This is a genomic window from Hyphomicrobium sp. DMF-1 (genome assembly GCF_027886585.1).
Lineage (GTDB): Bacteria > Pseudomonadota > Alphaproteobacteria > Rhizobiales > Hyphomicrobiaceae > Hyphomicrobium_C > Hyphomicrobium_C zavarzinii.
On sequence record NZ_CP115706.1, the window covers coordinates 3,425,827 to 3,444,915 of the forward strand.

The 19,089-nt window shown below is 63.0% G+C and carries 13 protein-coding genes and 2 tRNA genes; all 15 read right to left on the reverse strand.

What is annotated here, in order from left to right; translation table 11 throughout:
- Positions 1-76: 76 nt before the first annotated feature.
- Complete coding sequence (locus tag PE058_RS15750) at positions 77-1,468, reverse strand: class II 3-deoxy-7-phosphoheptulonate synthase (protein WP_020087384.1); 1,392 nt, start codon at positions 1,466-1,468, stop codon at positions 77-79.
- 306 nt (positions 1,469-1,774) lie between these two features.
- Positions 1,775-5,998, reverse strand: a complete 4,224-nt coding sequence (rpoC, locus tag PE058_RS15755) for a DNA-directed RNA polymerase subunit beta' (protein ID WP_020087385.1) — start codon at positions 5,996-5,998, stop codon at positions 1,775-1,777.
- Positions 5,999-6,108: 110 nt separating this feature from the next.
- Positions 6,109-10,263: a DNA-directed RNA polymerase subunit beta gene (gene rpoB / locus PE058_RS15760; RefSeq protein WP_020087386.1), complete on the reverse strand. Its 4,155-nt coding sequence runs from the start codon at positions 10,261-10,263 to the stop codon at positions 6,109-6,111.
- A 351-nt stretch (positions 10,264-10,614) separates the two neighbouring features.
- Positions 10,615-10,992 carry a 50S ribosomal protein L7/L12 gene (gene rplL / locus PE058_RS15765; RefSeq protein WP_020087387.1) on the reverse strand — a complete coding sequence of 126 codons (378 nt, stop codon included), beginning with the start codon at positions 10,990-10,992 and terminating at the stop codon, positions 10,615-10,617.
- A gap of 98 nt (positions 10,993-11,090) precedes the next feature.
- On the reverse strand, positions 11,091-11,612 hold the full coding sequence (gene rplJ, locus PE058_RS15770) for a 50S ribosomal protein L10 (RefSeq protein WP_026868245.1): 522 nt from the start codon (positions 11,610-11,612) through the stop codon (positions 11,091-11,093).
- Positions 11,613-11,974: 362 nt separating this feature from the next.
- Complete coding sequence (rplA, locus tag PE058_RS15775; protein WP_020087389.1) at positions 11,975-12,739, reverse strand: 50S ribosomal protein L1; 765 nt, start codon at positions 12,737-12,739, stop codon at positions 11,975-11,977.
- A 4-nt stretch (positions 12,740-12,743) separates the two neighbouring features.
- Positions 12,744-13,190 (reverse strand): 50S ribosomal protein L11, encoded by a 447-nt coding sequence (rplK, locus tag PE058_RS15780; RefSeq protein ID WP_020087390.1) that lies wholly within the window; start codon positions 13,188-13,190, stop codon positions 12,744-12,746.
- 156 nt (positions 13,191-13,346) lie between these two features.
- On the reverse strand, positions 13,347-13,883 hold the full coding sequence (gene nusG, locus PE058_RS15785) for a transcription termination/antitermination protein NusG (RefSeq protein ID WP_020087391.1): 537 nt from the start codon (positions 13,881-13,883) through the stop codon (positions 13,347-13,349).
- A 68-nt stretch (positions 13,884-13,951) separates the two neighbouring features.
- The gene (gene secE, locus PE058_RS15790) at positions 13,952-14,149 is read right to left on the reverse strand and encodes a preprotein translocase subunit SecE (RefSeq protein ID WP_020087392.1); all 198 of its coding nucleotides are present in this window, start codon (positions 14,147-14,149) and stop codon (positions 13,952-13,954) included.
- Positions 14,150-14,259: 110 nt separating this feature from the next.
- Positions 14,260-14,335 (reverse strand) — tRNA-Trp (locus tag PE058_RS15795).
- Positions 14,336-14,552: 217 nt separating this feature from the next.
- A complete protein-coding gene (locus tag PE058_RS15800) occupies positions 14,553-14,876 on the reverse strand; it encodes a YbjQ family protein (RefSeq protein WP_020087393.1) in 324 nt (107 codons plus the stop codon).
- A 945-nt stretch (positions 14,877-15,821) separates the two neighbouring features.
- A complete protein-coding gene (locus PE058_RS15805; protein ID WP_271028836.1) occupies positions 15,822-16,220 on the reverse strand; it encodes an Acb2/Tad1 domain-containing protein in 399 nt (132 codons plus the stop codon).
- A 67-nt stretch (positions 16,221-16,287) separates the two neighbouring features.
- Positions 16,288-16,361: transfer RNA gene (locus PE058_RS15810), tRNA-Gly, on the reverse strand.
- 165 nt (positions 16,362-16,526) lie between these two features.
- Positions 16,527-17,918 (reverse strand): S41 family peptidase, encoded by a 1,392-nt coding sequence (locus PE058_RS15815; protein WP_271028837.1) that lies wholly within the window; start codon positions 17,916-17,918, stop codon positions 16,527-16,529.
- Positions 17,919-18,041: 123 nt separating this feature from the next.
- Entirely contained in the window at positions 18,042-18,434 is a 393-nt protein-coding gene (locus PE058_RS15820; RefSeq protein WP_271028838.1) for a hypothetical protein, read from the reverse strand.
- Positions 18,435-19,089: the final 655 nt, after the last annotated feature.

Consider the following 19,089-nt stretch of genomic DNA (forward strand, 5'->3'; position numbering starts at 1 on the left):
CTGTCATTTTGTAAAAGGCCGCGACTTTTACCGCACGCGACCTCCGGTACTTATCCGAAAGCGACCTCCGGGCACTTTATCCGAAAGCGACCTCCGGTCGGGCAGGCGCCCCCCGGGTCTCGCGCTCGAGCTTCATGCGCTCGGCAACGAGGAAGGCCAGCTCCAGAGACTGATCGGCGTTGAGACGCGGATCACAGAGTGTGTGGTAGCGATCCATGAGATCGTTCTCGGCGATCGCGGTCGCGCCGCCGGTGCACTCCGTCACGTTCTGGCCCGTCATTTCGACGTGGATGCCGCCCGCGTGCGAGCCTTCCGCACGGTGCACGTCGAAGAATGCCTCGACCTCCTTCAGGATGCGATCGAACGGACGCGTCTTGTAGCCGTTGGCCGCGCTGATGGTGTTGCCGTGCATGGGATCGCACGACCACACAACCGTGCGGCCCGCCTTCTTCACGGCGCGGATCAGCTTCGGCAGGTGCTGGCCGACCTTGTCATGTCCGAACCGGCAGATCAGCGTCAGACGTCCCGCCTCGTCCTTCGGGTTCAGAATGTCGATCAGGCGAAGGAGCGTGTCCGGGTCCAGGGACGGACCGCACTTGATGCCGATCGGATTCTTCACGCCGCGGCAGAACTCCACATGCGCATGATCCGGCTGGCGCGTGCGATCGCCGATCCACAGCATGTGGCCGCTGGTGGCGTACCAGTCGCCGCTCGTGGAATCGAGACGCGTGAGCGCCTGCTCGTAGCCGAGCAGCAGGGCCTCGTGGCTGGTGTAGAAGCTCGTGGCGCGGAGCTGGGGCGTGTTCTCGCTGGTGATGCCGCAGGCGCGCATGAAGCCCAAGGTCTCGGCGATGCGATCGGCGAGCTCCTGGTAGCGGTGGCCCTGCGGGCTATCCTTGACGAAGCCCATGTTCCACTGGTGCACGCGCTCGAGATCGGCGTAGCCGCCGGTCGCGAAGGCGCGGATCAGGTTCAGCGTCGCCGCCGACTGACGGTAGGCCTCGAGCTGGCGCTGCGGATCGGGAATGCGGGCCTCTGGCGTGAAGTCCGTTCCGTTGATGATGTCGCCGCGATAGCTCGGCAGCTCCACGCCGTTCTTCTTCTCCATGGGCGAAGAGCGCGGCTTGGCGAACTGGCCAGCAATGCGGCCGACCTTCACCACCGGGCTGCCACCCGCATAGGTGAGCACAACCGCCATTTGCAGGAAAACGCGGAAGAAGTCGCGGATGTTGTCGGCGCGGTGCTCGAGGAAGCTCTCGGCACAGTCTCCGCCCTGCAGCAGGAAGCCTTCGCCAAGCGCGACCTCGCCCAGGGCCTTCTTCAGCTCGCGCGCTTCGCCTGCAAAAACGAGCGGGGGAAAGGTGGACAGACGGCCTTCGACGTCCTTCAGCACGGCGGCGTCGGGATAATCGGGAACTTGGACGATCGGAAGCGAGCGCCAGCTCTCTGGGGACCAGGTTGCGGCCATTGTCTTATGTACCTTCTCCACCCGCCGCATGAGGACCTCAGGCGGCCTATTCCACGTTTTTCCGGGGGCCTATGAGACAGCCGCTCGCGCGCCCTGTCCTTGATACCCCTCAATTTTAACTGGGCTTATAGGGCAAGAGCCGGCCGATAGCCAGCGGGCAAGCCGACGGGCAGGCCTGCGAAGGAAGACGCCGCCGCCCGGAGCCTGCCTCTTGCGTTTCCAGAAGCCCCCTCCGAACCTCAGATAAGAAGAAGGCGGCCAGTTTCCCAGCCGCCTCCCCGAAGTTCTTGCTCGATCCGGCTGCCGCTACTCGGCAACCCGGCGACGGCGGCGGGCCAACCCGCCCGCTTCCATGCCAGGTGCGGACAGGGACTTGTCGCCCTCGGAACGAGCCTTCTCCTTGCTGATCAACTCGTCGCGCTTCTGGGCGATGCGGCGCAGGCCGCGCAGCATTCCGCCCGTACCGGCCGGGATCAGACGGCCGACGATGACGTTTTCCTTGAGGCCTTCGAGCGTGTCCGACTTGCCGATGACGGCCGCGTCGGTGAGCACGCGCGTGGTCTCCTGGAACGAGGCCGCGGAGATGAACGAGCGGGTCTGCAGCGAGGCCTTGGTGATGCCGAGCAGAACCGGCGTCGCGGAGGCCGGGCGCTTGCCCGCCTTCTCGATCTTGGCGTTCTCCTCGTCGAACTCGATGCGATCGATCTGCTCGCCCTTGATGAAGCCGGTGTCGCCGACCTCGGTGATCTCCACCTTCTGCAGCATCTGCCGGACGATGACCTCGATGTGCTTGTCGTTGATGGTCACGCCCTGCAGACGATAGACGTCCTGGATCTCGTTGATCAGGTAGTTGGCGAGTTCCTCGACGCCCTTGATGGCGAGAATGTCGTGCGGCGCCGGGTTGCCGTCGTAGATGTAGTCGCCGCGCTCCAAGTGGTCGCCAGGCTGGACAGCCAGGCTCTTGCCACGCGGGATCAGGTACTCGACCGGCTCCTGGCTCTCGTCATCAGGCTTGATGGTGATGCGCTGCTTGTTCTTGTAGTCCTTGCCGAACTCGACGGTGCCCGAGACCTCGGCGATGATCGCGTGATCCTTCGGGCGACGCGCCTCGAACAGCTCGGCCACGCGCGGCAGACCGCCCGTGATGTCGCTCTGCTTGGCGGATGCCAGCGGAATACGCGCAATAACGTCGCCAGCCTTGACCTCCTGGCCGGGCTCGACCGAGAGAATGGCCTCGACCGTCAAGAGGTAGCGGGCATCGCCGCCACGGGCGACCTTGATGTGCTTGCCCTTGGCGTCCTTGACGACGATCGCGGGCTTGAGCTCCGCGCCACGCGGAGTGGCGCGCCAGTCGACGATGACGCGGTTGGTGGTGCCCTTTACGTCGTCCGTCTGCTCGCGCACGGACACGCCCTCGATCAGGTCCTCGAACTCGACCTTGCCCGAGGCTTCCGTGATGATCGGACGGGTGTAGGGGTCCCACTGTGCGAGCTTGGTGCCGCGCTTGACCTCATCGCCCTCGTCCACGTGCAGGCGGGCGCCGTACTGGATCTTGTGAGTTGCAAGCTCCTTGCCCGACTGGTCGACGATGACGATCGACATGGTGCGGCCCATGGCGATGAGACGGCCCTGGCCGTCCTTCACGATGGCGCGGTTCTTGATCTTCACCTTGCCGTTGAAGTTGCTCTCGATGAACGAACTGTCGACGACGTTCGCGGTGCCACCGATGTGGAACGTACGCATCGTGAGCTGCGTGCCCGGCTCGCCGATCGACTGGGCGGCGATGACGCCGACAGCCTCACCGATGTTGACGGGCGTTCCGCGCGCGAGGTCGCGGCCGTAGCACTTGCCGCAAACGCCGGTCACGGTTTCGCACGTCAGCACCGAGCGGATGCGGACTTCCTGAATCTGCGCCTTCTCGATGGCGTCGGAGTGACGCTCCTCGATCAGCTCGCCCGTCTTGAGAATGACGGTTTCCTCGCCGTTCGGGCCGGTGCCGACGACATCCTCTGCCGCGGTGCGGCCGAGAACGCGCGCGCCGAGCGAGACGATGACCTGGCCTGCGTCGACAACCGCCTGCACCTTGATGCCGCGATCGGTTCCGCAATCCTCCTCGGTGATGATGCTGTCCTGGGCGACGTCGACGAGACGGCGCGTCAGGTAGCCCGAGTTCGCGGTCTTGAGAGCCGTATCGGCCAGACCCTTACGGGCGCCGTGGGTCGAGTTGAAGTACTCGAGAACCGAGAGACCTTCCTTGAAGTTCGAGATGATCGGCGTCTCGATGATCTCGCCCGAGGGCTTGGTCATGAGGCCGCGCATACCCGCGAGCTGCTTCATCTGCGCGGGCGAACCACGCGCACCCGAATGGCTCATCATGTAGATCGAGTTGACCTGCTTCTCGCGCCCGTCCTTGTCCTTGGGAGCGGTCGAGATGCGATCCATCATCTCCTTGGCGATCTGATCGGTGCACTTCGACCAGGCGTCGACGACCTTGTTGTACTTCTCGAGCTGCGTGATGAGGCCATCGTTGTACTGCTGCTCGAACTCGCGGACCATTTCGGTCGTGTCGTGCACGATCTTGGTCTTGGTGTCCGGGATCAACATGTCGTCCTTGCCGAACGAAATGCCGGCCTTGAACGCGTGGTGGAAGCCCAGCGCCATGATGCGATCGCAGAAGATGACCGTCTCCTTCTGACCGCAGTTACGGTAGACGGCGTCGATCATGGCCGAGATGGCCTTCTTGGTGAGGAGCTGGTTGACGAGCGCGGGCTTCACGCCCGGCTTCTTCGGCAGCACCTCGCCCAGGATCATGCGGCCCGGAGTGGTCTCGAGAAGCTCGATGACCTCCTCGCCCTCAGGGCCGACCGTGCGGAAGCGGCCCTTGATCTTAGCGTGCAGCGTCACGGCGCCAGCCTCGAGAGCATGGCGCACCTCGCCCACCGATCCGAAGACCATGCCTTCGCCGGGCTCCTTGTCGCGAACGATCGACAGGTAGTAGAGGCCGAGAACGATGTCCTGCGAGGGCACGATGATCGGCTGGCCGTTCGCGGGATGCAGAATGTTGTTGGTCGACATCATGAGCACGCGTGCCTCGAGCTGAGCCTCGAGGGAGAGCGGCACATGGACGGCCATCTGGTCGCCGTCGAAGTCGGCGTTGAAGGCCGCGCACACCAGCGGGTGAAGCTGGATCGCCTTGCCTTCGATGAGTTGCGGCTCGAACGCCTGGATGCCCAGACGATGCAGCGTCGGCGCGCGGTTCAGCATCACCGGATGCTCGCGAATGACCTCGTCGAGGACGTCCCAAACCTCGGGCTTCTCCTTCTCGACGAGCTTCTTCGCCTGCTTCACGGTGGCAGCCTGGCCGAGCGTCTGAAGACGCGCATAGATGAACGGCTTGAACAGCTCGAGCGCCATCTTCTTCGGAAGGCCGCACTGGTGCAGCTTGAGCTCCGGACCGACGACGATGACCGAGCGGCCGGAGTAGTCGACGCGCTTGCCGAGCAGGTTCTGGCGGAAGCGGCCCTGCTTGCCCTTCAGCATGTCGGCGAGCGACTTAAGCGGACGCTTGTTGGCGCCGGTGATGACCCGGCCGCGGCGGCCGTTGTCGAACAGGGCGTCCACCGACTCCTGCAGCATGCGCTTCTCGTTGCGGATGATGATATCCGGCGCACGCAGCTCCATCAGCCGCTTCAGACGATTGTTGCGGTTGATGACGCGGCGGTAGAGGTCGTTGAGGTCGGAGGTCGCGAAGCGGCCACCGTCGAGCGGGACCAGCGGGCGCAGCTCCGGCGGGATGACCGGAACCACGGTCAGGATCATCCACTCCGGACGGTTGCCGCTCTCGATGAAGCTCTCGATAACCTTGAGGCGCTTGCCGAGCTTCTTCGGCTTGAGATCGGTGGTGCTCTCGGCGATCTCCTGACGCAGATCGTCACGGATCTTCGGCAGATCCATGTTGGTCATGAGGTCGCGAATGGCCTCGGCGCCGATGCCAGCGGTGAAGCTGTCGGCTCCGTGCTCCTCGATCGCCTGGTTGTACTGATCCTCGGTCAGGAGCTGCTTCTCCTTGAACGGGGAGATGCCGGGCTCGGTGACGATGTAGTTCTCGAAGTACAGGACGCGCTCGAGATCCTTGAGCGTCATGTCGAGAAGCAGGCCGATGCGCGAGGGCAGCGACTTCAGGAACCAGATGTGGGCAACCGGCGCGGCCAGCTCGATGTGGCCCATGCGCTCGCGGCGCACCTTGGCGAGCGTCACTTCCACGCCGCACTTCTCGCAGATCAGGCCCTTGTACTTCATGCGCTTGTACTTGCCGCACAAGCACTCGTAGTCCTTGATCGGTCCGAAGATGCGCGCGCAGAACAGACCGTCGCGCTCCGGCTTGAAGGTACGGTAGTTGATCGTCTCGGGCTTCTTGATCTCGCCGAACGACCACGAATGGATATCATCCGGCGACGCGATCGAGATCTTGATCTCGTCGAAGGTCGGAATCGACTGCTGCGTCTTGAAGAGGTTGGTGATCTCGTTCATCGGCTCTCTCCAGGGATCAGCGGTGGGTGGGGGCCGCGATCCTCAAAATTCTTGGCAATCAGCCTCCCTCCTGCGAGGGAGGGAGGAGACTCAGGTGTCGTAGCCGCCTGTTACTCGGCGGCGGCAGGCGGAAGCCGCGGACGCTCGGGCGAAGCCTCGGGCGGAGCCTCGACGGCCGGTGCATCGGAGTTCAGAAGCTCGACGTTGAGGCCGAGCGCCCGCATCTCCTTGACCAGCACGTTGAAGCTTTCCGGCACGCCGGCCTCGAACGCGTCGTCGCCGCGGACGATCGCCTCGTAGACCTTGGTGCGGCCCGCAACGTCGTCCGACTTGACGGTGAGCATTTCCTGCAGCGTGTAGGCCGCGCCGTAAGCTTCGAGCGCCCAGACCTCCATTTCGCCGAAACGCTGGCCGCCGAACTGGGCCTTGCCGCCCAGCGGCTGCTGGGTGACGAGCGAGTAGGGACCGATCGACCGGGCGTGGATCTTGTCGTCGACAAGATGGTGGAGCTTCAGGATGTACTTGTAGCCCACGGTCACCTTGCGATCGAACTGCTCGCCGGTGCGCCCGTCGTAGAGACGAACCTGGCCGGAGCTGTCGAAGCCCGCGGCGTCGAGCATCTGCACGATGTCCGGCTCCTTGGCACCATCGAACACAGGCGTCGCAATCGGCACGCCCTTGGTGAGCTTCTCGGCGACGGAGGCGAGGTCGTCGTCCTTGATGGCCGGCTTGATGACCTCCTTGCCGTAGATCTTCTCCATCTCCGCGCGCAGCTCATCGGCCTTGCCCGAAGCGTGGAACTCCTTCAACGCCTCATCGATGATGCGTCCGAGACCTCGGCACGCCCAACCCATGTGCGTCTCGAGGATCTGTCCGACGTTCATGCGCGAGGGCACGCCGAGCGGGTTCAGCACAACGTCGACGTGGGTGCCGTCCTCGAGGAACGGCATGTCCTCGCACGGCACGATGAGCGAGACGACGCCCTTGTTGCCGTGACGGCCGGCCATCTTGTCGCCCGGCTGGATCTTGCGCTTCACGGCGACGAAGACCTTGACCATCTTCATCACGCCCGGAGGCAGCTCATCGCCACGCTGCAGCTTGTCGACCTTGTCGACGAAGCGGCGCTCGAGGCTCTTCTTGGCTTCCTCGTACTGCTTGTTGATGGCCTCGACCTCGGCCTGGGCCTTCTCGTCCTTGAGGCCGATCTCCCACCACTGGCTGCGCGGAATGTCAGCCAGAATGGGCTCGTCGATCTCGGTGCCCTTGCGCGCACCCTTCGGACCCTTCGCAACCTCCTTGCCGAGGAGCGAGTCCTTCAGGCGGGCATAGACGTTGCGGTCGAGGATCTGCAGCTCGTCGTCGCGGTCCTTCGCGAGACGCTCGATCTCCTCGCGCTCGATCGCCATCGCGCGCTCGTCCTTGTCGACGCCGTGGCGATTGAACACGCGCACCTCGACGACCGTGCCGGTCACGCCCGGGGGCAGACGCAGCGAGGTGTCGCGCACGTCGGAGGCCTTCTCGCCGAAGATGGCGCGAAGCAGCTTCTCTTCCGGCGTCATCGGGCTCTCGCCCTTCGGCGTGATCTTGCCGACGAGGATGTCGCCCGGGTTCACTTCGGCGCCGATGTAGACGATGCCTGCTTCGTCGAGGTTCTTCAGCGCCTCTTCCGAGACGTTCGGAATATCGCGCGTGATCTCCTCAGGCCCGAGCTTGGTGTCGCGAGCCATGACCTCGAACTCCTCGATGTGGATCGAGGTGAAGATGTCGTCGTACACGACGCGCTCGGAGAGGAGGATGGAGTCCTCGAAGTTGTAGCCCATCCACGGCATGAACGCGACGAGCACGTTCTTGCCGAGCGCCAGATCGCCGAGGTCCGTCGAGGGGCCGTCGGCCACGATCTCACCGGCTTCGACGCGATCACCCACGTTGATGAGCGGACGCTGGTTGATGCAGGTGTTCTGGTTCGAGCGCTGGAACTTGCGCAGGCGGTAGATGTCGACACCCGGCTTCGACGGATCGGTCTCGTCCGTCGCGCGGATGACGATACGGGTCGCGTCCACCTGATCGACGATGCCGGAGCGGCGGGCGGCGATGGCGGCGCCCGAGTCACGGGCTACGCGCTCCTCCATGCCGGTGCCGACGAGCGGCGCCTCGGCCTTCACGAGCGGCACAGCCTGACGCTGCATGTTCGAGCCCATGAGCGCGCGGTTGGCGTCGTCGTTCTCGAGGAACGGAATGAGCGCCGCCGCAACGGACACGAGCTGCTTCGGCGACACGTCGATGTAGTCGACGCGGTCCTTCGGCACGAGCATCACGTCGCCCTGATAGCGGACGGTGACGAGATCCTCGGTGAGGTTGCCCTTGGCGTCGATGTCGGCGTTGGCCTGGGCGACGTGGTGGCGCATCTCCTCCATGGCGGAGAGATAGGACACGGTGTCGGTGACCTTGCCATCCTTGACCTTGCGGTAGGGGCTCTCGATGAAGCCGTACTTGTTCACCCGCGCGAACGTCGCGAGCGAGTTGATGAGGCCGATGTTCGGACCTTCCGGCGTCTCAATCGGGCAGATGCGGCCGTAGTGGGTCGGATGCACGTCGCGGACTTCGAAGCCCGCGCGCTCACGCGTGAGGCCGCCCGGCCCGAGCGCCGAGAGACGACGCTTGTGCGTGATCTCGGAGAGCGGGTTGGTCTGGTCCATGAACTGCGAAAGCTGCGAGGAGCCGAAGAACTCGCGCACGGCGGCAGCCGCCGGCTTGGCGTTGATCAGATCCTGCGGCATGACCGTGTCGATCTCGACCGAGCTCATGCGCTCCTTGATCGCGCGCTCCATGCGGAGCAAGCCGACGCGGTACTGGTTCTCCATCAGCTCGCCCACCGAGCGGACGCGGCGGTTGCCGAGGTGATCGATGTCGTCGATCTCGCCACGGCCGTCGCGCAGGTCGACCAGCGTCTTGATGACGGCGAGGATGTCCTCGCGGCGCAGCACGCGCATCGTGTCCGGCGCATCCAGCTCGAGGCGCATGTTCATCTTCACGCGGCCGACGGCCGAGAGGTCGTAGCGCTCCGCGTCGAAGAACAGGCTGTGGAACAGGTTGGTCGCCGCCTCGATGGTCGGCGGCTCACCCGGGCGCATGACCCGGTAGATGTCCATCAGCGCTTCCTCACCATTCGAGTTCTTGTCGATGTTGAGGGTGTTGCGGATGAACGGACCAATGTTGACGTGATCGATGTCGAGGACGTGGAATTCCTTGACCTTCTGATCCTTGAGCTCGGCAAGCAGCTTCGCGTCCAGCTCGGCGCCGGCTTCGGCGTAGATCTGTCCGGTCTCGAGGTTGACGATGTCCTCGGCGATGTAGCGGCCGGCGAGGTCCTCGGACGAGACGAGCACTTCCTTGAGGCCGTTCTCGGCGAGCTCACGTGCCTTGCGGGCCGTGATCTTGTCGCCGGCCTTGGCCACGACGTCGCCCGACTTGGCATCCATGAGGTCGGCGAGAGGCGTCATGCCGCGCATCTTCTCGGGCATGAACGGCATCTTCCAGCCGCGCTTGCTCTCCTTGACCGAGATCATCTTGTAGAACGTCGAGAGGATCTCTTCGTCGTCGAGGCCGAGGGCGTACAGCAGCGTCGTCACCGGCAGCTTGCGGCGGCGATCGATGCGGACATAGACGTTGTCCTTGGCGTCGAACTCGAAGTCGAGCCAGGAACCGCGATAGGGAATGATGCGGGCGGCGAACAGCAGCTTGCCCGACGCATGCGTGCGGCCGCGGTCGTGATCGAAGAACACGCCCGGCGAACGATGCATCTGGGAAACGATGACGCGCTCGGTGCCATTGATGACGAAGGTGCCGTTCAGCGTCATGAGCGGCATGTCGCCCATGTAGACGTCCTGCTCCTTGACGTCCTTGATCGACTTGGAGCCGGTCTCCTCGTTCACATCGAATACGATGAGGCGAAGCTTGACCTTGAGCGGCGCGGAGTAGGTCATGTCGCGCTGCATGCACTCGTCGACATCGTACTTCGGCGGCTCGAACTCGTAGCGCACGAACTCCAGCGTCGCGCGGCCGGAGAAGTCGGAGATCGGGAACACGGACTTGAAGACAGCCTGAAGGCCATGATCGTCAGGACGGCCGCCCGGGGGCTCCTTGACCATCAGGAAGTCGTCATAGGAACTCTTCTGAACCTCGATGAGGTTCGGCATTTCCGCGACTTCGTGGATGGACCCGAATTGCTTACGAATACGCTTGCGGCCGTTGAACGTCTCAGCCATGTCCGCTCCTCATCTCGCCCGGGGCCGTGCCAGGGGTTGCACGACCGCTCGACTTTCTTGCCCAGCGCCGGGGTCGCCCTCCCCTGCGCCTCGTTCTCGAGCGAAGTTGCTTTTCCAGGAAAAGCGGCTTCGCCCCAATTTTTCGTCAGACCGACGTTCCCGCCTCAGACTCCGAAGCGTTCGTGGTCTTGAACCATTGAAACGGCTCGCCGGAGGGCCTCTTCGAGGGGGGAAACCCTCGGAGGACCTCCGGTGAACCGTCTTTCGGCGCCCGCTTCGCGGGCCAAGCAGCAGGTCGCAGGCAACAGGCAGCAGGAAAATCCTGATGCCCGCCGCCTGCTGCCAGTTGCTTTACTTGAGCTCGACGACCGCGCCCTGGTCCTCAAGCTGCTTCTTGATCTTCTGTGCCTCGTCCTTGGACACGCCTTCCTTGACCGTCTTGCCGCCGGCCTCGACGAGGTCCTTGGCTTCCTTGAGGCCGAGGCCCGTGATGGCGCGCACTTCCTTGATGACGTTGATCTTCTTGTCGCCGCCCGACTTCAGGATGACGGTGAACTCGGTCTGCTCCTCAGCGGCAGCAGCAGCACCGCCAGCGGCGGGAGCAGCAGCAACGGCCACGGCAGCAGCAGCCGACACGCCCCACTTCTCTTCGAGAAGCTTGGCGAGTTCGGCTGCCTCGAGAACGGTCAGCTTCGACAGGTCTTCAACAATCTTTGCAAGATCCGACATGTATATAGTCCTTCCGGTTTAGCCTTCGAGAGGGGCGCTTTGTCTCAGCTTCATCATTTGTGCCGAGAGCGCCTGTTCAGTGATGCCCAACATTAGGCTCAAGCTGCTTCGCCACCTTGCGATGCCTTGGCCTGAATGACGCGTGCGAGCTTTGCACCGGGCTCCTTGACCGTGCGGGCGATCTTCGTCGCCGGCGCGTTCAAGAGACCAATCAGCTTTGCTCTCAGCTCATCAAGCGAAGGCAGGTCGGCGAGTGCTTTGACGCCGTTCGCGTCGAGGACGGACGCTCCCATCGCGCCGCCGAGGATCACGAGCTTCTCGTTCTCCTTGGCGTACTTGACGGCAGCACGGGCCGCGGCGATCGGATCCTTCGAGTAGGCCAACACTGTCGGCCCGGCGAAGAGATCGGCGATACCTTCGGCTTTCGTGTCCTTGAGCGCGAGCTTCACCAGCTTGTTCTTGGCCACTTTGACAGACCCGCCCGCCTCTTTGACGCGCTTGCGGAATTCTGCCGATTGAGCGGCCACCATGCCGGTGTTGTGGGCGACGACGACCACACCGGTGTCTTTCAACACCTCGTGGAGCGACGTCACGAGCGCCTGTTTTGCGGCTCTATCCACCTGCTCACTCCTGGTTGCGACTGGCCCGTTCGCGGGCCGGTCGCGGGTTGCACCCTGCCGCAGCGTTCTCCGCGAGGAGGTTGCCGCGACGCTAGTCCTGTCCAACCGCGCGCATGCAATACGGCACGGTGCTGACCCAGAAGGCTCATACCGGCAAGGCGCCCATTCGGGCGTCAAACCGGGTGGTCTCCCGTCTCATGCGGGCCCTCATCTGAGGATTATGCGTCACCGGCAAGCCGGATCGGCGCCCATCAATCTCGGACAGGTCCTCGGCAGATCGGCCCGGGGGCTTCTCTGCCGAGATCCCAGGCCGCTCCTCTTGCGAAAGGCGGCCCGGAATTCTTGCGAGCAACTCGGCTGGCTTAGGCCGCCGGAGTTGCCGAAACGACGGAGCCGGTCTCGATCTTGAGGCCCGGTCCCATGGTGGAGCTCAGCGACACCTTCTTGATATAGGTGCCCTTGGAGCCCGCAGGCTTGGCTTTCGACACGGCTTCGACGAATGCCTTGATGTTCTCGACGAGGGCCTGCTCGGTAAAGCTCGCCTTGCCGACGCCGGCGTGGACGATACCGGCCTTCTCGACGCGGAACTCGACCGAGCCGCCCTTGGCGCCCTTGACGGCGGAGGCGACATCCATGGTCACCGTGCCGACGCGCGGGTTCGGCATCAGGCCGCGCGGGCCCAGCACCTTACCGAGACGGCCGACGAGGCCCATCATGTCCGGCGTCGCGATGCAGCGATCGAAATTGATCGTGCCCTTCGAGACGATGTCGACCAGATCCTCAGCGCCAACCACGTCGGCACCGGCTGCCTTGGCCTCTTCGGCCTTGGGACCGCGCGCGAAGACGGCGACGCGGGAGGTACGGCCCGAGCCGTTCGGCAGGTTGCAAACGCCGCGCACCATCTGATCGGCGTGCTTCGGATCGACGCCGAGGTTCATCGCGACCTCGACGGTCTCGTCGAACTTGGCCTTGGCGCGGGCCTTGATGAGACGCACGGCCTCGTCAACGCCGTAAGCCTTGTTCCGATCGATGCCTTCGCGGACGGCCGCGTTGCGCTTGCCGCCGGCTTCGCGCGTCGCCTTCACTGCGTCCTCAGAAACGGACTTCTTTGCTGCTTCTTTCGCCATCGGTTTACTCCACCACCTTGAGGCCCATCGAGCGGGCGGAGCCGGCAATCGTCTTGGTGGCCTGGTCGAGATTGTCCGTGTTCATGTCCTTGAGCTTCACCTTCGCGATGTCGCGGAGCTGAGCCATGGTGATCGAGCCAGCCACGTCGCGGCCGGGGTTCTTGGAGCCCGAGCCCGGCTTGCCGGTGGGCTTCATGCCTGCGGCCTTCTTGATGAGGAACGTCGCCGGCGGCGTGCGCATCTCGAAGGTGAAGGAGCGGTCCGAGAACACGGTGATCTTCACCGGAATCGGCGTACCCTGCTCCAGGTCCTTCGTCTTCGCATTGAAGGACTTGCAGAATTCCATGATGTTTACGCCGCGCTGGCCGAGCGCGGGGCCGATCGGCGGAGACGGATTGGCCGCTCCTGCCGGGACCTGAAGGTTGATGTAGCCGTCTATCTTCTTTGCCATCGTATCCCCTAAGTTCTGCAGGAAGCTCGAGGCTTCCCAGGGTTAGCGGTCCACGGATCCGAGCTTTCGCCCCAAACCCTCCCGCACATTCGAGAGATGACCGAACCATCGGCTCACCTCTCTCAACCGGCGCGGTTACGCCGGAAGCTCGTCGTTTTAGGCTGGCACCTTCTCCACCTGCCCGAATTCCAGCTCGACCGGCGTCTTGCGCCCGAAGATCGACACGCCGACCTTGAGACGCGAACGCTCTCCGTCCACTTCCTCGACCTCGCCCTGGAAAGAGGCGAACGGTCCATCGACGACCTTCACCTGCTCGCCCACCTCGTAGATGATCGAGGGCTTCGGACGCTCCACGCCTTCCTTCACCTGGTTGAGGATGCGGGCAGCCTCCTCGTTGGAGATGGCGATCGGCTTGTTGTCGGCGCCCAGGAACCCCGTGACCTTCGGCGTGTTCTTGATGAGCACGAAGGCGGCGTCGGTCATCTCCATGTTGACCAGCACGTAGCCCGGCAGGAACTTCCGCTCAGCCTGCACCTTGCGGCCGCGCTTGACCTCCACGACCTCCTCGGTCGGCACGACCACCTCCTCGAAAAGGTGCTCGAGCCCAGCCGACCGCGCGCGCTCCTTGATGGCTTCGGCCACCTTGCGCTCGAAGTTGGTGTAGGCGTGAACGATGTACCAGCGCTTGGCCATTCTCAATTCGTCTCTATGTCCTGCCTTCGCAGTGAAGGCGCTCGCGACCCGGCTCACTTGAAGCCCGATCAACCGCGGAGTCCAAGCACCATGTTGACCAGATGCCCAAGGGCCTGGTCCGTAACGAGAAAAAAGGCTGAAGCCAACGACACCATGACGAGGACCATCAGCGTGGTAATCCACACTTCCTTCCACGTCGGCCAGGTGACTTTGGAGACCTCCTGCCGTACCTCTTGAACAAATTCAAACGGATTGAACTTCGACATCAAAACCGCTTCCTAAGCGCCATGCGACAGATTGACGCGCCCTGTGTTTAAAGGGTTCGTCTTATGAGCCGGATCACGCGCCCTCTTCATTCGATCCCGCCCCAAACAGCTGGCAGGGGAGGAGGGTCTCGAACCCCCAGCCTTCGGTTTTGGAGACCGACGCTCTGCCAATTGAGCTACTCCCCTATCGCACGGCTCGTACACGCCTCGTCGACGCGAAAGGCGCACATGCCTTATGCGGGGGCGGCATCCTTAGCTGAACTTTTTACGTTTGTCACTCGCCTGTGGACACTTTATCGAGCGCCTTTTTCTGGACTTGCTCGTTGCGGGCCGGTCATGCGCCTGTCCAAACGCCCCAACAGGCCCATTTTCCGGGCTTTACGGAGGGGAGTTTTTTCGCCGTTCAGCCTGTCTTTTCAACGACGACGGCGGTGCCGTAAGCCAGCACCTCGGTCACCGCCGAGGCAATCTCGTTGGCATCGTAGCGCATGGCGAGAATCGCATTGGCCCCCATGGCCTCGGCCTGCTTGATCAGCAGGTCGAACGCCTCCTGCCGGGTCTCCTCGGCCAGCTTGGTGTAAACCGATATGGTGCCGCCGAACAGAATTTGTATGGCTGCGCCTATGTTTCCGACCACGGATCGAGACCGGACTGTCAGCCCCCGTGCCACGCCCAGGTGGCGAACGACCCGATAGCCTTCAAGCTCGTTGGTGGTGGTGACGATCATGAGGAGCGCTCCGCGGCGGCTCAGACCACGGCGCGTTTCATGCGCCGGGAAACTGGAGCGGGTGATGGGAATCGAACCCACGTATTCAGCTTGGAAGGCTTTATGCTCTTCAATCTCGTCAATGACTTACTGACCTCGTGGCACTCTTTTGGCACTCGACTTTACGCAACAAGATAACAAAAGGTGATGCAGGATGACGTGAGTTGGCGATACTCGCATTGTTTTCTTGACCGCGCGACTTCCGCGATTCGCCGACGAAGTGATCCGTCGTCCATATTGTGCGCCAGAGTGCGCTGGAGTGCATACAGTGTCGTTTGTTGAGGTTCACGCGTGCAACAACTGTAGCGAACAAAATCCTCTCGACTGTTAAAGCCCATACTCCCCACGATTGCCCCTTGACCCTTCGCAAGCAGCGTGCAGGCTACTTCTCTCCCTTAAATCTTCGATTCGGTTCCGGTCTCACGACTAAAGGGCGCATTGCGTGCGCTCGGTCGTGCGCTGGAGGGACTGATGAAGCGTCGGTGGTTGAGAGCGTGGAAGCATGTGCGGCGTTGGGCGCCAATCGTTGCCGCCGGCGCGGCAGTGATGAGAATGCTGCGCGCGTATGGTGTGCTTTGAACACGGAAAAGGGCACCTCATCGCTGAGGTGCCCTTCCCTTAGATCAACCGCGCGAAAGCGGCCACCATCTTAGCCATTCGAGATGCAACGCGCACCCGAGGGCGAGGCGGTAGCTTCTACCGCACGGTCGCCTGGCTTCAAGACAGACAACCAAGGTCATTGGTCAGTCTCCTCGAAGTAATGTGCGAAGGCCCATGTAGCAGCCGATCTTCGCACGCCAGGCTAGCAGTTTGGGATTTTTTGGGTGTACGCCCGTGACCCCTTACACGCCTCGGCTGTTCCGTGACAGCGAAGTGGGAACAGCACACAGAACTTTCAAGGGACGCCTATGCGGCGGTCGCCGCCTTCACGGCCCACATTGCGGCTTCCTCGTAAGCTGTCTGCGCGAGGGACGCGAGCCGTGGGTCTTCCGGCTTGAGCGCTTCGCATAGGTCGATGAGTTCAGCGCTCTTGACCTTTATTTCGCGCACCCGGTCGGCCACTTCGCCCCCGCGCTCGGCGTTCGCCGGATTGAAGCTGATACGAACCCGCTGCTCACCTAACGTTTCTGATGGTCCCATAGTGATGTCGCTATCTGATATGCTTTCAGTGTACGCAGCATCACTCGGCAAGCAAGCCTGGCACTGTGCATATCCGGTTTGGCACTTTTGGCACTCGCTGACGCTTGGTAGGATGCAAATCACCAGCAAAATCAGCGTGTGGAAATCGCAATAGCGCGAGAGCATCAGTCTTTTGAAACAATGTAACGGCGACGCAAGGCGTTGAATAAGCTGCTGATTATGTTGTGGAAATTGGAGCGGGTGATGGGAATCGAACCCACGTATTCAGCTTGGAAGGCTGCTGCTCTACCATTGAGCTACACCCGCGAAACTCAGTCGAAACAGCGGCTTGAGGACGCTTCCTCATAACGCCTTACCCCTGGAAGGGGCACTGGCGGCTCGCCGCCCGATGCTCGGCCCGCTTCTATAAGTGTAATCGGCGCGATTGGGAAGGTGCTGGCGCAGCTTGCGGGACGACTTCCTCAGCTTCTCTCAGTTCGGCACGACAGCCGGCGCTGGTGGAGCCGGCGCTCGGGACGCGAGCTCAGGCGCCGGGCGAGGCACATTGACCTGAAGCGTCCCGGCCGGGAGCCGGTTCAGGAAGTCGAGCGCATAGTGGAGCTGCGTATCGTCGGCTGAGCTCTCCGGAACGTAGGGGATTGAGCGCGCGGTCCCAGCCTCGGCAGCCTCTCCATCCGGGTTCCTCAGATGATTGGCGAGGGACTGCTCCCCGCCGGTCAGCGCCCCTTCGGCGGCGGCCGCCTTCACGCTGTCCGGGACCTTCTCCTCCACCAGAACGTCGGGATCGATGCCCTTGGCCTGAATGGACCGGCCCGACGGAGTGAAGTAGCGCGCCGTGGTTAGGCGCAGGGCGCCCTTCGATCCGCCGAGCGGAAGGATGGTCTGGACGGTTCCCTTGCCGAACGAGCGTGTGCCCACGACGATGGCGCGCCTGTCGTCCTGCAGGGCGCCTGCGACGATCTCGGCGGCGCTCGCCGTTGCACCGTTGATCAGGACGACGATCGGCTTGCCCTTCATGAGGTCGGCGCCATCGGCGTCGAAGTCGGTCGTGTCAGTCTTGCTGCGGCCCTTGATGCTGACGATGCGCCCCTTCGCAACGGCTTCGCTCGTCACCGCTATGGCCTGCTCCAGCAAGCCGCCTGGATTGTTCCTGAGATCGAGCACGTATCCCTTGAGACCGGGGCCGATGGCCTTCTTCGTCGCGGCGATGGCGGCGGCAAGCTTCTCGGCGGTCTGGCCGTTGAATGTCGTGACCTTGATGTAGGCGACGTTGCCTTCCGCACGCTGCTCGACAGGGCTGACGTTGATGATCTCGCGCCTCAACGTCACGGAGATCGGGGCGTCCACACCTTTGCGCGTGACGGTGAGCGTCACCTTCGAACCGGGCGCACCATGCATGCGATCGACGGCTTTCTCCAGCGGCATGCCGTCAGTCTCGTCGTTATCGATCTTCACGATGACATCGTTGGACTTGAGGCCGGATCTCGCGGCCGGCGTTCCTCCGATCACCGTGACGATGCGGATGGCGTCATGCTCCGCCTGGATCTCGAGGCCGACGCCGCCAAACGTTCCGGAAATCTCCTCGCTCATGCGCTCGTATTCCTTCTGGCTCATGTACGAGGAATGAGGATCGAGCGCGGCCAGCATGCCGTTGATGGCGCCTTCCATCATCTTGGCGTCATCCGGCTTGTCCACGTAGTTGGCTTGGATCTGCTGGATAACCTCGCCGAAGAGATTGAGCTCGCGATCGAGCTTTGATTTCGATGCTGAGAAAGCGTCCACGCTCAGCGTGGCGCCTACCGACGCCGCCATCATTGCGGCTATCACGCAGCGCCGCGTGGCGCGTGACCAGGATCCCATCATGGCGGCGAAAGCTCCAACGATATCATCTTGCGGCCGCGCCGCCCCGGATCGTGTCGGAGGCGCGGAAACTTACCTCATGCGGCGGCTCGCAGGTTCTGGCCGGGCCGCCGCATCTCCTACCTGCTAGTCTACACAGTCGTAGTAGCGCTCACGCCAATACGGGCTGCCAGTGGCTTTCCAGCGGGAATACTCGTAGCCGCAGCTGTAGTAGCCGTAGTCTCCCACATAGACGTCGCCGAGCCCGAACACGACACCATGGCGGTGATGGAAATGATGATGGTCGTGACCGGGATGCATGTGAGCCGTGTGGATCGGCCCCATGTGATGTTCCATATGGTGTGCCATGGGCGCGTGTCCCATCGCGTGCCCCATGTGAGGGCTGCCCATGCTCATATGCGGCATGCCCATGCCGCCCATCGGCATATGGCCGCCAGCGGCTCCCGCCGCTCCCGCGGCAAGACCGATCGCTACAACGCCACCCGCGCAAGCGGCGGCTATTTTCGAGACTGCATTCATTTGCCTTACTCCTTCTTGGTTCGCGTGGAGCGAAATCTCCTTCCCCGGCGAAAGGGCAGGCTCCGGGCAACCAGGACATTCCCGCTGCCAGAGGCCAGTCGCAAAAAAGTGAGGTCAGGCTGAAGGGGGCCCGCGCGTCGGACCATTGCGAACGCGACAGACCGGAATGAGGGCTATGCGTGCGGGCCTCGCCGCGCGCAGAAAGGCAGTGCCGAACAGGGCCGCGATGGCAAGGCTGCCGAGCACCGCCAGGCCGGGATCACCCCCGGTTTCAGGGCTAGCCCATGGATCGAGCCAGAGGGACCCGCCCTCTGTCAGGCTCGCAATGGCGGTTGTTTCCGGGGAGGCGCGGCCAGTGCTGGAGGATCGCCCGTCGGCTTCGCCGAGGGCAAACGCCAAGCTCGCCACCGCGCCGCAGACCAGGGCGACCAAAATGCCGAGCCAATTACTACGATTTATGAACGCGTTTTTCACCGGGCACGTCCTCGTGCATCCTTCCAACACATAGGTCGCATTTGAAGAATAACCAGGGGCGTGCGGCGGCGTTCCCCTCCGCCCCGCGGTTTCACGGACAGCAAGGCGCCGGCAGGCAGGACTTGATACATTTGCGCGATTTGCCCGTTGTGCGATTGAGGCGTGTCGTCAAGGCTGCATC

Excerpts from the sequence above, each read along its gene's own strand:
- PE058_RS15805 (WP_271028836.1), bottom strand. The coding sequence starts at position 16,220 with ATGCTCTCGCGCTATTGCGATTTCCACACGCTGATTTTGCTGGTGATT.
- PE058_RS15750 (WP_020087384.1), bottom strand. The coding sequence starts at position 1,468 with ATGGCCGCAACCTGGTCCCCAGAGAGCTGGCGCTCGCTTCCGATCGTC.
- rplK (WP_020087390.1), bottom strand. The coding sequence starts at position 13,190 with ATGGCAAAGAAGATAGACGGCTACATCAACCTTCAGGTCCCGGCAGGA.
- rpoB (WP_020087386.1), bottom strand. The coding sequence starts at position 10,263 with ATGGCTGAGACGTTCAACGGCCGCAAGCGTATTCGTAAGCAATTCGGG.
- PE058_RS15820 (WP_271028838.1), bottom strand. The coding sequence starts at position 18,434 with ATGAATGCAGTCTCGAAAATAGCCGCCGCTTGCGCGGGTGGCGTTGTA.
- rplL (WP_020087387.1), bottom strand. The coding sequence starts at position 10,992 with ATGTCGGATCTTGCAAAGATTGTTGAAGACCTGTCGAAGCTGACCGTT.
- PE058_RS15800 (WP_020087393.1), bottom strand. The coding sequence starts at position 14,876 with ATGATCGTCACCACCACCAACGAGCTTGAAGGCTATCGGGTCGTTCGC.
- nusG (WP_020087391.1), bottom strand. The coding sequence starts at position 13,883 with ATGGCCAAGCGCTGGTACATCGTTCACGCCTACACCAACTTCGAGCGC.
- rplA (WP_020087389.1), bottom strand. The coding sequence starts at position 12,739 with ATGGCGAAAGAAGCAGCAAAGAAGTCCGTTTCTGAGGACGCAGTGAAG.
- secE (WP_020087392.1), bottom strand. The coding sequence starts at position 14,149 with ATGTCGAAGTTCAATCCGTTTGAATTTGTTCAAGAGGTACGGCAGGAG.
- PE058_RS15815 (WP_271028837.1), bottom strand. The coding sequence starts at position 17,918 with ATGATGGGATCCTGGTCACGCGCCACGCGGCGCTGCGTGATAGCCGCA.
- rpoC (WP_020087385.1), bottom strand. The coding sequence starts at position 5,998 with ATGAACGAGATCACCAACCTCTTCAAGACGCAGCAGTCGATTCCGACC.